Here is a 13645-nt window from a genome sequence, read left to right as displayed (position 1 = left end):
TGCGATGGCTTTCACCGATGCGCGGGCGTCAATCAATTGACTTATGATCGGTGTCATGGGGCAGGTGAAAAACAGTCTCGGTAAACGCTTCACGTTCGGACATGATCGCCATCCAGTCGCGCACCCGCACCGGAATGTCAAACCGCCGGTCCGGCCAGCGAAAATCAATATAATACAGCCCCACCAGAACCGAATAAGTGCCCAGATGCGCATCCTCGGTCCGCAAAGACGCCAACCCGTCCAAAATCGCATCAATACTGCTTTGAACAGCCTGTGCCTGTCGCTCCATTACGAATTCGGAACGATCATCTTCGGGGCGCTGGGCATCGGCAAATAGTCGCCCGGTCGCCGCCATCATGCCATCGGCAAGTCCTTGCCATTTCAACGCATTCAGCCGGGCGATACCGTCCTGCGGGATGATGCCATTCGACGCCCCGGAAGCACGCGCAACCTGATCAAGGTAATCACAGATCACCGCAAACTCATACACCGCCATGCCATCGGGCAGGATCAACGTCGGGACCTTGGCCAAAGGATTGTGTGCGCGAAGCGCATCATCGGTCCATGGATCAATCAGGATTTCACGCACCTGTTTTTCCAGACCCAATTCACGCAAAGCCACGCGCACCTTGCGCGAAAACGGTGATGTTGGCGCATAATAAAGCTGCATCGTCAAAGCCCCTTGCCGTGATCTGCCCTGATCCGGGCGTCCTCCTAGACCTTAAGGTCCGGTGTCCAGCCAATCCCTTCGAGATGCCATTTCGCACCCCAGTTTTTATCTTTGCGGGTCAGTGTAAGGTAATTTCGCGCCGCACAATAGACACCTTTGCGATCAGGCAGCGGTTTTAACTTTGTCGGGCGTTCGGGCAACGGATGATCACCAATCCACGCCAGCAATCCCAACGCGCGCGCAAAGGCCTTGGGCGGGGCGGTATGGGAAATGCCCGATGCCACCAGTTGATGGATGGTTTTGCCCATGGTTTCAAAAGTGCCCCGCGTGGCGACATGAATTTCACCTGACACGATCGTGATCTCGTGATCATGATCGTTGGCAATACGTTCAAGCAATTCAAGAAACCGGCACCATTCGCGGCGATGCCAACGGCTTTGCCATTGATCGCGCAGGTCATCCTCGTATTTCTGGGCACTGGGCATCATATGCAGGAAAAATTCCACCAGCGACAAACGCGGACCAATCACCGGCACACTCGACATTAGCAAAATGCGGTTGCCTTCGGGAATGCTTTCAAGGGCCGGCGCAATATCGCGCCAGCCATGATCGCCCATGATGACTTCCGGTGTCCGTTCAGATCGCAAATCTGGCGCGATCACGGTCATCCCGGGAAAATCAACCTTCCACGCAAGACTTTTGCCCGACCGGTCAAGCACCATGTCGGGCAGGCGATCGGGCTCAGTGGCAGGCAGGGCGTCAAACAGGCCGTCTGGCCGTCCATCAGCACTGGTACCAAGCTGCATCAAACAAAATGCCTCACGTGCGCAGGCAAACATACCGCGCGCCACCATTGATCCCTGAAACCATTTCTTGTGACTGCCCCAGCCATCAAAAATATCATGGTCATCCCACATCATAAGCGACGGAACCCGCGCCAGCATGTAGCTGATCTGCGGCTGGTCATAGATCGCCAGATAATGATCAAGATAGAATTTCAAAACCGCATCGCGCATGGCATCGGAAAACCCAGCCGCCAGCTTTTGCCGACGCCGCGCCTTGTTCCAGGCGATAATCTCCGGGTGGCACTGCCAAACCCCGTCGGCATAAATCTGATCCCCACCATGCAGCAAAAGCGAAAAGGGCCGCTTTTCATGCTGATCGGCAAGGTCACTCCAAAGCGCATTGCGATCTTCAAGCGGCCGGTCAAGATCACCGTCTTCCTGCCCGTTACACGACACAAATCCGATGTGTAAATCCGATGCCATTTCGGCACAAACACGGTATGTTTCGTTTCCGAAACTATACTGCGCATCAGGAATTGCTGGCAGGCCAAAATCAAACCGCCAATAAGACCGGCCAAACAGGGTTGCCAGTTTTTCCGGCATGACCAAGTCACGCCCCATTGCACGCAATTCCGGTACCTTGGCCCCCTCGGGTGCCACGATCAGGGCTGCCAACCGGGTGGTTGTGCCATCACTGCCACGCGCAAACAAAAACGGGCCAAACAGACCGTCACGGGAAGGTGTGGAAACCTGATTTTCTGTCATGCGGTCCTGTTACCTTGGCCAAAGATGCTCTTAAATCATACGCTTGATACGGGTTTTGGTTCCAGCGTTGCCTTTTGGATGGCGCAATCACACCAGAACAACATGCACAAAAAAGGGCAAGCGACCTTGATCACGTCGCCCAAAACTCGCTTCACGGATGGGCACCCTCAAATTCAGTGATTGAGCTGCAAGGGCAAACGTTTACGCTACGAACATCAAGATACCAACCGGCCGTGACATTGAGGAGAACGCCCTTGGCTTCACAACGCCCCAAAGCAATCCCAACCGTTCAGGTCGATGACGATACCGTTCGCGTGACCGAATGGTATTTTCCACCCGGTGCGGAAACCGGCGGTCACACCCATGAAATGGACTATGTCGTTGTCCCGATGACCACCGGTGATCTGACCATTGAAATGCACGACGGCACCATCGTCACATCGCCGCTGACTGCCGGGAAATCCTATGCCCGTAAAACCGGCGTTGCCCATAATGTCATTAACGACAACACCTTTGTCGAAGTCGAAATCAAACCTGCCGCCAAATAGCGTTGCGGGCCACAGAAACAAAAAGGGCAGGTACCAATCGCACCTGCCCTGAATTCAAATGTTGTCGTCTGAGTGCTTAGATTATGCCAGCCGGCTGTCAATCGCATCCCAGATCAGGCTTTCAAGCTTTGATCCGTCAAAACGGTTCACTTCCTGCAACCCGGTTGGCGAGGTGACGTTGATTTCCGTCATGTAATCGCCAATCACGTCAATCCCGACAAAGATCAGATCGCGCTTTTTAAGTTCCGGGCCGATCCGCTCGCAGATTTCGCGTTCACGGTCGGTCAGCATCGATTTTACCGCCACACCGCCAACATGCATGTTCGATCGTGCTTCGCCCTCGGCCGGGACGCGGTTGATCGCGCCGACCGCCTTGCCATCGACCAGAATGATGCGTTTGTCGCCTTTACGCACATCGGGCAAATAGGCCTGCACCATCAACGGTTCACGCGACTGGGCGGCAAAAATCTCCAGCAGGGAATTTAAGTTCTCATCACCGGGTTTAAGGTGGAACACACCCGCGCCGCCATTGCCAAACAGCGGCTTGACGATGATGTCCTTGTACTCTTCGCGGAAGTCCCTGATCCGGGCGGCGGATCGCGTGATCATGGTCGGCGGCATCAGGTCGGGAAACTCGGTGACAAAAATCTTTTCCGGTGCATTGCGCACATGCCCCGGATGATTGACCACGAAGGTTTCCGGGTGGATGGATTCCAGCAAATGGGTTGCTGTGATGTAGTTCATGTCAAACGGCGGATCCTGACGCATCAGGATAACGTCGGTTTCACGGGCCAGATTAATGATCCTCACATCGCCCAGCTCATAATGATTGCCCGCTTCATAACGCAAGGTCATCGGGCGGACTTCGGCCAGAACCCGGCCCCGGTCATAAAACATGTCGTCGGGATGATAATGCAAAAGATCATATCCGCGTGACTGGGCCTCAAGGCCCATCACAAAGGTCGAATCGCCTTTGATATCAATGGATTCAATCGGATCCATCTGGATGGCAACAATACGGCTCATGAAATGCGTTCTCCTCTTCACCGGTTTTGTATCAGCCATGTCGCAAATACGGCACAAAGCCGCCAATTGTGATCATTTGCGGGCACAGCTTGACCCGGCTGGCCTTCCCGGCCAAATGATGCGATATGTTATTCGCTCTTGTGGGTATTCATTTGGCAGGATTTTTATCATCTGCCATTCATGTTCCGCAATCGCGTTAAGATATTTGTTCCGAAGATCAGGCAGGCAAGACAGGCATATGACGTTTTTCTCCAAATTCTCGCAGACCGCTTTTCATACGTTCGGTAAGAAATCCCGTTCGTTGATGGCTGCCTCTGTGCTTAGTGCCGCTATCGGACTTGGCGCGATCACAAGTCTGACCTTGCTGCCAAATGCCGCCCATGCACAGTCTGCTGATATCAGCCCGGAAATGATCAAAAAGATCGAAACCTATATGGGCGATATCACCACTCTTCGGGCTGATTTTGTTCAGATTTCATCGGATGGCGGGGCTGCCGAGGGCAAGCTTTACATGCAACGTCCGGGCAAAATGCGGTTTGAATATAACCCGCCAGCCCAGATATTGCTGGTCTCGACCGGGAATGATTTCATTTACTATGACAAGGAAATCAACGCCCCGACCTATTTCGATATCGATGAAACCCCCGCTGGGATCATTCTGGCTGAAAACATTTCCCTGACCGACAAGGTTAAAATCGTTGATTACCGCCGCACGGCCGAAACCATTCGTGTCGAACTGGTGCGTAAATCCGATCCGGGGGCGGGCAGTGTGACCCTGGTGTTTGCCGAGAGCCCCATGCAGTTGCGCCAGTGGATCGTCACCGACCCAACGGGGATCGAAACCACCGTGACCCTTTTCAACACCGAAGAGCACGTTTCACTTGATCCCGAGCTGTTCAAGTTTGATCGCATCTGGCCAAATCAGCGCAACTGACCCGAAAATTTCCATCACCTGACGATCACGATCTGATGAGCACAAGACCGCGGGTCAAACCGTAAAATGATGTGATTCAAACCCTTGCAGACATTGGGGTTTCGTAACGATCTGCCTATGCCGATCAAATCGCCGCAAACAGCAAAAAATCTTGTGTTTGGGCGCTGTGATATCTGGCAGAAACCGGCTCTGATCCCTATATGAAAGACTGTCACAAGGTTCCTGATAAATGAATGGAACCCGGTGTGAGGATAAGGTCTCCCCTACCTGTCCTCACGCTCCAGATTAACGGAGCGCTGGCGTTCGGTCTTCCCCCCTGGCCGGACGCCTTTTTTTTGCCCAACCCGAACGATATGACGGTTTGCGCATAAAAATGGCCAAAGAAATTTCCCACACAGGCAATAGATTTCACGCGCTGTTAATTTTCATTGCCTACTACTTTAAGGCATGATTCCCTCGTGGCGAGATTTTCCGCCAACTGAAGACACAGGACCGACACGTTCGATGATCAATGACTTTATGAAATCCGTCGCGCAATTCTCCGACCCGCGTTTCCGCAAGGTCGTGCTGATCGGTGTTGCTGGCGCGCTGGCAACCATTGTCGGTCTTTGGCTTCTGATCTGGTTCGGACTGAGTTCGATCACCTTCTTTGCCGATGGTGGCTGGCTTGAAAGTGCCGCCGACTGGATTCTTGGCATCGGCCTTGCCGTGCTTGTTGTCCTGTTGTTTCCCGCAGCCACGGTCCTGATCTCGAGCCTTCTGCTCGATCAGATTGCCGATGCGGTCGAAGACAAACATTATCCGACCCTGCCCGAAACCCGCCCGCAACCCATCAGCGAGGCCCTGATCAGCGGTCTGAAATTTGCCGCAACCGCACTGGCCCTTAACATTTTGATATTGCCGCTGCTTTTGGCAGGACCGGTCTATATCATCGCCTTTTACGGCATGAACGGCTATCTTCTGTCGCGTGAATATTTTGAACTGGTCGCCATACGCCGTTATGATGCGCGCACGGTTGAGGCCATCCGCAAAAGCCGCCAGAAAAAGCTATGGCTTGCCGGTGTCGGCCTAACCTTTTTAATGACCATTCCGCTGGTCAATCTGGTCGCACCGATTATCGCCACGGCCTTTATGGTTCATTACTCTGTTCGCCTGGGAACATATGTCCCGGAAACTGCGGTCTGACGTTCTGCAAATTGCTGTCGGACTGCGCGCCCGAATACCGACCCAAATACCGAAACAAAGACTCAAAGGATCTGGTCATCCAATGTTTGGAAAGAAAAAAGCCAACAAAACAGTCGACAGCCGTCCGGCTTCGTCAGATACATCTCCCTCAGGAGAGTCAGGTGCTCTTTCCGCGGCAAACAATGAGACCAAGATCGAGTCTTCTGGCGTCGCCAACAAAAATAGCGTCAATACCGGCCCTGCCGTAAAAACAGAAAAACGTACTGAGCCGCAGCTTTTCAGCAAGCCGCGTACAAAGGATGAACCACAAATGTCCAGTAAACCGCACTCCACCAGCTTCCGCCCGGAAATCCCAAAACGCCCGCTTGAGATTCCAACCCGCGGCAGCTCAGGACGCCCCGCCAGCGCCAGTCACAATTCCGACGGCAAAAAGCTGACAGTTGGTCGTGATATCCGTCTGGCTGGCGAAATCGGTTCTTGCGACGTTTTGGTCGTCGAAGGACACGTTGAAGCCCAGATCAAGGATTGCGCACGTTTGGAAATTTCCAACGGTGGCACCTTTGTCGGTTCAGCCCAAGTTGACGAAGCCGAAATCAGTGGAAAATTTGACGGTGATTTGAACGCACGCCGCGTTGTGATCATTGGTTCGGCTGAAATCAGCGGCAAAATCACCTATGGCGCGCTTCAGATCGAAAATGGCGCACGCATCAAGGGCAGCCTTGATTACGTCGAAAGCAGCGATGATGGCACGTCGCGCAGCGGCAACAGTGCGGCAATCACCATTCCGCGCAAATCGGACGATTCCTGATCCCGTGTTCGCCGTGCGATCAAATATAACCCAGCCCCGAACGCATGCCTGGCGTGCCTTCGGGGTGGTGTTTCTTCTGGCTGTGATCGGCGCAACGCTCACCGCGTGTGGCGGAAATGCTGTGCCACCGGGCACCACCAATACCAGTTACGGCAAGACAGCAACCAGCACTGTATCTGGTCCCAAAACGGGGACCGTGGCCGGCAGATCGACAAAATCGATCACACAAGACGTCCCGCGCCGTAGCCAAACGCAAAAACCCAAAACCGCTCCGAAAAAAACAGCCGCCATTCCGTTTAAACCCATCGCGGCCGAAACGCTTACCGGGTTGTCGGAAAAGGCTGTTTTGGAAAAAGTCGGCGAACCGGAACTGATGCGCGGCGAAGGTGACATCCGCGTCTGGCAATATCGGTCTGATGAATGTTCGTTTGATATGTTCTTTTCGCCCGCTGCACAGTCAGACGCCAAAACCGATGACCGCGAATTGCATCATATGCTGGCCCGAATGCGCCGTGGGAACGAAAAAATCTCCATCCAGGACTGTCTTGATCAGGTGCGGAAACAACGTCTTTCGCGCGGATAACGTCTTGTGTGATCGATTTTGCCGATACGATCTGATTTCCTTGGTTGAATATTTACCTTTTGTTGGCAGGGTCGATAAGCAACCTCATAAATTCGCCACATCAGGCGACTTTATTCGTCCAGTCATGGTCCTTTAGGGTCTGTACGCAATTGAATGGCTAAACACGTTTTAGAACAGTCCATTGCGTACAGACCCTAAGGGCCCGTCCCGAAACTTCTAGACACGATACGCGACCTCATGAAAAAACACGCCCATCGTCTCGTCAGAACTTCGCTGGCTGCTGCCTTTATCGCGCTGATAAGCACTTTTTGCGTGGCAGTCCCTGTCACCAGCGCACAGGCCCAAAACACTCCCAAGCTGATTGATGTCTTCGGCAAGTGGGAAGCTTATACCTATTCCGAGAAAGGCCAAAAAGTCTGCTATATGGGCAGTCAGCCAACCTCGGCTAAAGGTGATTATACCCAACGTGGACGGATTTACGCGATGGTCACCCATCGTCCGTCGCTTAAGCTTCTCAACGAAGTCAGCTTCATCACCGGCTATACCTATAAGTCTGATAGCAAGGTGGATCTCCGAATCAATTCCACATCCTTCAAGCTGTTCACCCATGATGATTCCGCATGGGCCTCGACCAGCGAAGGCGATCAGAAATTGATTAAGGCCATGAAAGCCGGATCAACGATGGTTGTTGTCGGCTACTCATCGCGTGACACCAAAACCACAGACACCTATTCATTGTCCGGGTTTACTGCCGCCTATAACGCGATTTCAAAGGCTTGCAGCGTCAAGCCGGTGAACTAGGCACAGCTTAGGGGTCAGGCTAGATAAACGCAGGGGTTCACCTTCTGCGATACATATTGCAACCGTGATTGCGCATGCGCGATGGCTGCAATGTGAAATTTATCATTTCTAAATTGGCTCAGCCCCGCTATATGCGGGGCTGAGTTCATTGCATTTGGATTTTGCGTGCCCGCGCACGCGCTCTGATCGATTTTCTGCTATGATCACGAAAACACAAGGCACGTTGTGCGTGATCGGCAAAATCACCAGATAGCAACATGACACACGACCACCAGAACCAAGAGAGAGACCGGGATGACCGACGTCCTGACTGAAAACGCATCCGCACTTCCAGCCGACGCCAGCACTGGCACGTCTGGCACTGGCACGTCCGGCACAAGCGGTCCTTCGCTGTCCGACTTCGTCACGCGCGCCGCCAATGGGCAGGCAGCCGACGGGCGTCGTGATCTGGTGGGCATCCCCCGCGAAGAACTGACCGAACTGATGGCCGCCATGGGCGAAAGCAAGTTCCGCGTCAAACAGCTGTGGAACTGGGTCTATTACCGTGGTGTCACCGACATCGAGGATATGACCAACATTTCCAAGAAACTGCGTGATCGCTTGGCACAGGATTTCTATGTCGGGCGTCCGGTGCTTACTGCCGATCAGAAAAGTACCGATGACACCCATAAATGGCTGATGAAGTTCCATGACGGGAATGAAGCCGAAACTGTCTATATCCCGGATCGCAACGAAGACCGCGGTGCGGTGTGCATTTCATCGCAAGTCGGCTGCACGCTGACCTGTAAATTCTGCCACACCGGCACCCAGCTTCTGGTCCGCAACCTGACACCGGGTGAAATCGTCAGTCAGTTCATGATTGCACGTGACAGTTACGGCGAATGGCCAACCCCGTCGAATGGCATCCGCCGCCTGTCAAACATCGTCATGATGGGCATGGGTGAGCCGCTATTTAACTATGAAAATGTCCGTGATGCGCTGCGCATTGCCATGGACGGCGAAGGCATTTCGATCTCGCGCCGCCGTGTGACGCTGTTGAACATCCGGTGTGGTGCCTGAAATCGTGCGCTGTGGCGAAGAACTTGGCGTCGGTCTGGCGATTTCACTGCATGCGCCCGAAGACGACCTGCGCAACGAAATCATGCCGATCAACAAAAAATACCCGCTTAAGGAATTGATGGATGCCTGCCGGCATTATCCGGGCATGTCCAATTCGCGGCCGATCACCATGGAATATGTCATGCTCAAGGGCATCAATGACAAGCCCGAACATGCCCGTGCGCTGGCCAAACTGGTCAAAGGCGTTCACTGCAAGTTCAACCTGATCCCGTTCAACAAATGGCCGGGGTCGGATTACGAATGCACGCCGACCAATGACATCAAGAAGTTCGCCCAGATTCTGCTTGATAACGGCTATGAAGCCCCAATCCGCTGGCCGCGCGGGCGCGATATTCTCGCCGCCTGTGGTCAGCTTAAATCCGAAAGCCAGCGTCAGCGCAAATCGCGCGTTGGCGCAAGTGCGGGTGGCTGTGCCAAATCGGGTGACAGCGAAGAAGGCGTGGTTGCTGCGCAATAAGCCGCCCTCCGACAAAACTTACAGACAGATCAACACCGGATGGCCCCGCTATCCGGTGTTTTTGTATGGTGGGTCCTTTTCACATCCTTGCGCAAAAGTGTCACCATGACATTGTTTTGATTGTCGAACCTCTCTGGGCAACATAGCGTGATCTTCCCCACGAAATGGTCACAAGGTTTCAGACACATGTCGTTCGGTCAGTTTTTTGCGCTCCTTCTGGTTGTCACCATCTGGGGTGCGAATTTCACCGTCATCAAACTGGGTCTTGGCGAAATGCCGCCCATTTTGCTGTCATCCCTGCGCTTTGCCTTTGCTGCCTTACCGGCCGTATTTTTCCTGCCCAAACCCAAATGCCACTGGAAATATGTGGTTGGCTTTGGCGTGGTGCTGGGCTGTATCAAGTTTTCATTGCTGTTTCTGGGCATGGATCTTGGGCTATCGGCCGGGATTTCGTCGCTGGTTTTACAGCTTCAGGCGTTCTTTACCGTCATCCTTGGCTTTTTCGTGCTCGGCGAAAAAATCGGTCCCCATCGCATCGTTGCGATGGTCGTTGCCTTTTGCGGTGTTGGCGTTTTGCTGCTGGTCTCGGACGGCTCCATCACCGCCATTGGTCTGACCCTTGTGATTGCCGCCGCAGCCGCCTGGGGGGTCGCCAACATCATTATGAAACAGGCCGGACCGATCAAGATGCTGTCTTTTGTCGTCTGGGCCAGTCTGGTGCCACCCATCCCGCTTGCGATCCTGTCATTTCTGACCGAAGACCGCGCCAGCCTTGCCCTGTTTACCGACCAGATCAGCTGGATTGGGGTTGGGTCGGTTCTGTATCTGGCCTATCCGGTGACATTGTTGGGCTTTGCCATCTGGGGCCGGTTGCTCTCGACCCTGCCGGTCGGGCTGGTCGCACCGTTTAGCCTGCTGGTGCCGATTGTCGGCATGGCAACATCGGCCCTTGTTCTTGGCGAGGATTTCGGACCAATCAAGATCGTCTCGGCCATTCTGGTCATGACTGGTTTGTTGATTAACGTTTTTGGCGCAAGGCTGATGGCGCTATTTCCGGCCAGAAACACAAATTTTTAGCTACACAGGGTCATTTATATGATTCTATTTTGAAAATTAAACCCAGCGCAACTGCGGCTTTTTATTCGGGTCTTTTAAGGGTTCCACCCCCGGTGTTCGAATATCTCTGACATCAACGTTCATCACCAAAATCCCGCCAAGCCCACCCACGGTAATATCGGAAAGGCGGCGACCAACATGGTCGCGATCAAGCTCCGCCAAATAGGTATCACGTGATTTTTCATCACAAAAATCAATGGTGTAGCCATGGGTAAAGCCCTAACTCATGCCGCTGCCGGTTTTTTTCGGCCCACCGCCAAAGGCAATTGCGCCGGGCACGGCCAGCGCGGCTTTTTCCATCTGGCTGATGATCAGGTCAACACTGGCCAGATCAACATCGCTGGCAACCTGCAACAGAACAATATGGCGTAACATTACAACGCTTTTTCCATCCAAACCCTACTGATCCGGCCACTGAGCGGGATCAATTACTTTAGGCAGTAAAATGAATTTCTGACCGGTTCTATTCATATGCCCGGCAAACAGGGCCGCGTCTTCCCCCGGGCCAAAGAATATATCCCCGCGCACCGGCCCGCGAATGGCCCCGCCGGTGTCTTGTGCCACCATCAAACGATGAAACGTGCGATCCGCATTCATCGGATCAGACGTTTCCAGCCACACCGGAACGCCCATCGCATGGAACCGGCGATCCACCGCCAGCGACCGGCCAGGTTCAAGTGCCACCCCTTGCGATCCCAGCGGCCCGGCATCGGGATCATCGGGATCGGTTTTAAGCGGTTGGAAAAAGACAAAGGATGCATTGGTGTTCATCACCGCATCGGCCTCATCAGGATTGTCATGCAGCCATTTGCGGATCGTCTGAAGCGACACGGTTTCCCGCGTTAACGCCCCGCGTTCGATCAACTCACGGCCAATCGCGTAATAGGCCTGCCCATTGGTCGCGGCATAGCCCACCCGCAATACGCTGTCATCGGGCAGTACTACTCGCCCCGATCCCTGAATTTGCAGGAAAAACGCATCGACCGCATCATCGACCCAAACCATTTCAAGATCACGCCCCGAAAGCGCACCACCTTCGATTTCAGCCCGGTCGTAATAGGGTTTCAAACTGCTGCCCGACAGACGCCCGACCAGCTTCTTGCCTTTAAGCTCGTCGCTAAACTCGCCAAGATCGACCGACACCATGTCATCAGGTTTAAGATAGATCGCTGTCTGATATTTGCCGTCCCGCGTCAGGTTGCCGCGCAGTTCCGGCTCATAATATCCGGTAAACAGCCCCTCGGATGTTTTGCCATTGCCGACAAGATACGGGGTGAAATCACTCTGGAAGAACGCGCGTGCATCGTCTTTGCGCAGGGTATCAGCATCCAGTGCAAGCGCGGTCTCACATGCCCCTCGCCACTGGCCAATCGTCCCCATACGGGCATCTGGACCAACCCCACGGTCATCAGAACGTCGGACCATCGCCCGACATGACCGCTGAAAGGCACGGACCGATCCGCGCATGTCATCGCTTTGCCAACCATCAAGTTGGCCATACGGCACCGCGCGCAGGGTCAATTCTTCTTTTTGTGGGGCCGGTTCTTTCTCCGTTTCTGTGATCAACCCGCTGATATCGGGCCAAAACATCCACACAAGGGCACATATCACCCCGACAAAAATCGACAAAAAGGAAAGGCTGCGCGACAGAACCAAACGTCTTTTCAAGATGGAACCCGTTAAATGCAAAGGCCAAAAATACGAAACCCGCGCTGTTGCGAAGACACAACATCACGCCAATCGGATTTTCCAGAAACATGTTTAACAAGCCGATAATCTTGAACCGCTGTTTTCCTGCCAAACCGCAATAAAAAGCTGATTTCCACGCGGCCCATTAAACACGTGGCCGATTAAAAAAGGCGACCCGTCTGATGCGGGTCGCCTGATATCGTGTGTTTGGATGAAAACGGTTACGCGACGTTTCGTCAGATTACTCCGACGGTTCGTCTTCCGGGGTTTCGGTTGCCACCAGCTGCCAGTTCGGATCATTGTTTTGCGTATTGCGCGCAAACGTCCAAAGGTCTTCGGCCTCAACCACCTGATTGGGATCGCCCGAAACAACATCGCCTTCGGCATTGCGAATGACCGAGACTTCTTCGGAAACAAATTTGACCGTCACATACGCCGTACGCTCTTCAAAGCTGGCGTCATGGATCGTCGCACTTTTGATCCCAACCAGTGTCGTTTCCTCGTGCTCACCCTTTTCAGAGCGCGCATCGATCGCCGCAGAGAAATTCTTGTAAACCTCAGCCGACAGAAGCGGATTAAGCGCGTCCTTGTCGCCCTTGGCGAAATACTCAACAATCATTTCAAACGCCATGCGGGCGCCATTAAGAAAATCTTGCTGGGTAAAGCTCGGATCAGCCTTTTGAATTTTCTGCAACGTTGCGAACGTGCCAGATGGAACATCTGACTGCGCGTCTGCGTTTTCAGAATCCGGCAGGCGATAAACGTTATCGGTCTGCGGCGCAGCGCCATTCTGGGCGGTGCTGCCATTGTCTTCGTGCTTTTGACGGCCAAAGACATCGGACTGGTTCTGTTTCTCGTTGCCGGTACGACGACCAAGAACACCGCGCAAACGCAGCACGAGAAAAACAGCGATCAGAGCGAAAAGAAAAATATCGAAATATTGCAAGATCCGGACTCTTGATCTTTGAGGTTTCAAAAAGGTCGCGTTTAACAAAACGACCGTGGACGAGAAATGGTATGAACCCAACCAAATGCAAGGGCAACCAATCATCACACCTTAAATGTGATCATCTTCACCCTCGAAGATGTCTGTTACGGGCAAACTGCCGTAATTTCGTCGCGTTATATATTTAATTGTTCGACAATTAGTTATCTACAG

General features: G+C 53.4%; 14 protein-coding genes and 1 pseudogene. 8 read left to right on the top strand and 7 right to left on the bottom strand.

Features of this window, described 5'->3' with window-relative positions:
• Positions 1–28: 28 nt before the first annotated feature.
• Both AC0VXT_RS20260 and AC0VXT_RS20255 read right to left on the bottom strand, forming a co-directional pair.
• The gene (locus AC0VXT_RS20260) at positions 29–670 is read right to left on the bottom strand and encodes a glutathione S-transferase (RefSeq protein WP_475546846.1); all 642 of its coding nucleotides are present in this window, start codon (positions 668–670) and stop codon (positions 29–31) included.
• Between the two features lie 44 nt (positions 671–714).
• Positions 715–2220 carry an alkaline phosphatase D family protein gene (locus tag AC0VXT_RS20255; RefSeq protein WP_475546845.1) on the bottom strand — a complete coding sequence of 502 codons (1506 nt, stop codon included), beginning with the start codon at positions 2218–2220 and terminating at the stop codon, positions 715–717.
• A 254-nt stretch (positions 2221–2474) separates the two neighbouring features.
• Here AC0VXT_RS20255 and AC0VXT_RS20250 point away from each other — a divergent pair, with 254 nt between their 5' ends.
• Entirely contained in the window at positions 2475–2768 is a 294-nt protein-coding gene (locus AC0VXT_RS20250; protein ID WP_475546844.1) for a cupin domain-containing protein, read from the top strand.
• A gap of 81 nt (positions 2769–2849) precedes the next feature.
• Here AC0VXT_RS20250 and gshB read toward each other — a convergent pair whose 3' ends face one another.
• On the bottom strand, positions 2850–3794 hold the full coding sequence (gene gshB, locus AC0VXT_RS20245) for a glutathione synthase (protein ID WP_475546843.1): 945 nt from the start codon (positions 3792–3794) through the stop codon (positions 2850–2852).
• A 238-nt stretch (positions 3795–4032) separates the two neighbouring features.
• Between gshB and AC0VXT_RS20240 the strand changes: the two genes are divergently transcribed.
• The 7 genes and pseudogenes from AC0VXT_RS20240 (at position 4033) to AC0VXT_RS20210 (ending at position 10758) form a co-directional block, all read left to right on the top strand.
• Positions 4033–4728, top strand: a complete 696-nt coding sequence (locus tag AC0VXT_RS20240; protein ID WP_475546842.1) for a LolA family protein — start codon at positions 4033–4035, stop codon at positions 4726–4728.
• Positions 4729–5232: 504 nt separating this feature from the next.
• The gene (locus tag AC0VXT_RS20235) at positions 5233–5913 is read left to right on the top strand and encodes an EI24 domain-containing protein (protein WP_022733663.1); all 681 of its coding nucleotides are present in this window, start codon (positions 5233–5235) and stop codon (positions 5911–5913) included.
• A gap of 310 nt (positions 5914–6223) precedes the next feature.
• A complete protein-coding gene (locus tag AC0VXT_RS20230; protein WP_240626376.1) occupies positions 6224–6721 on the top strand; it encodes a bactofilin family protein in 498 nt (165 codons plus the stop codon).
• A gap of 64 nt (positions 6722–6785) precedes the next feature.
• Positions 6786–7304 (top strand): hypothetical protein, encoded by a 519-nt coding sequence (locus AC0VXT_RS20225; protein ID WP_475546841.1) that lies wholly within the window; start codon positions 6786–6788, stop codon positions 7302–7304.
• A gap of 312 nt (positions 7305–7616) precedes the next feature.
• On the top strand, positions 7617–8105 hold the full coding sequence (locus tag AC0VXT_RS20220) for an invasion associated locus B family protein (RefSeq protein ID WP_475546840.1): 489 nt from the start codon (positions 7617–7619) through the stop codon (positions 8103–8105).
• A gap of 294 nt (positions 8106–8399) precedes the next feature.
• A pseudogene (gene rlmN, locus AC0VXT_RS20215) lies at positions 8400–9681 on the top strand (dual-specificity RNA methyltransferase RlmN).
• Positions 9682–9867: 186 nt separating this feature from the next.
• On the top strand, positions 9868–10758 hold the full coding sequence (locus tag AC0VXT_RS20210) for an EamA family transporter (protein ID WP_412777699.1): 891 nt from the start codon (positions 9868–9870) through the stop codon (positions 10756–10758).
• 36 nt (positions 10759–10794) lie between these two features.
• Here the strand turns inward: AC0VXT_RS20210 and AC0VXT_RS20205 are convergent, their stop codons facing one another.
• The 4 genes from AC0VXT_RS20205 to AC0VXT_RS20190 all read right to left on the bottom strand — a co-directional run bounded on the left by AC0VXT_RS20205 (position 10795) and on the right by AC0VXT_RS20190 (position 13432).
• Complete coding sequence (locus AC0VXT_RS20205; protein WP_475546839.1) at positions 10795–10959, bottom strand: hypothetical protein; 165 nt, start codon at positions 10957–10959, stop codon at positions 10795–10797.
• 57 nt (positions 10960–11016) lie between these two features.
• Positions 11017–11172, bottom strand: coding sequence for a hypothetical protein (locus tag AC0VXT_RS20200; RefSeq protein WP_475546838.1), 156 nt, complete (start codon positions 11170–11172; stop codon positions 11017–11019).
• Between the two features lie 24 nt (positions 11173–11196).
• Positions 11197–12465 carry a murein transglycosylase A gene (mltA, locus tag AC0VXT_RS20195; protein WP_475546837.1) on the bottom strand — a complete coding sequence of 423 codons (1269 nt, stop codon included), beginning with the start codon at positions 12463–12465 and terminating at the stop codon, positions 11197–11199.
• 262 nt (positions 12466–12727) lie between these two features.
• Positions 12728–13432 (bottom strand): Tim44/TimA family putative adaptor protein, encoded by a 705-nt coding sequence (locus AC0VXT_RS20190; RefSeq protein ID WP_022733654.1) that lies wholly within the window; start codon positions 13430–13432, stop codon positions 12728–12730.
• Positions 13433–13645: the final 213 nt, after the last annotated feature.

This window comes from Thalassospira sp. Z349TD_5 (assembly GCF_056173045.1).
This window is presented reverse-complemented; position numbering and strand designations above follow the sequence as displayed.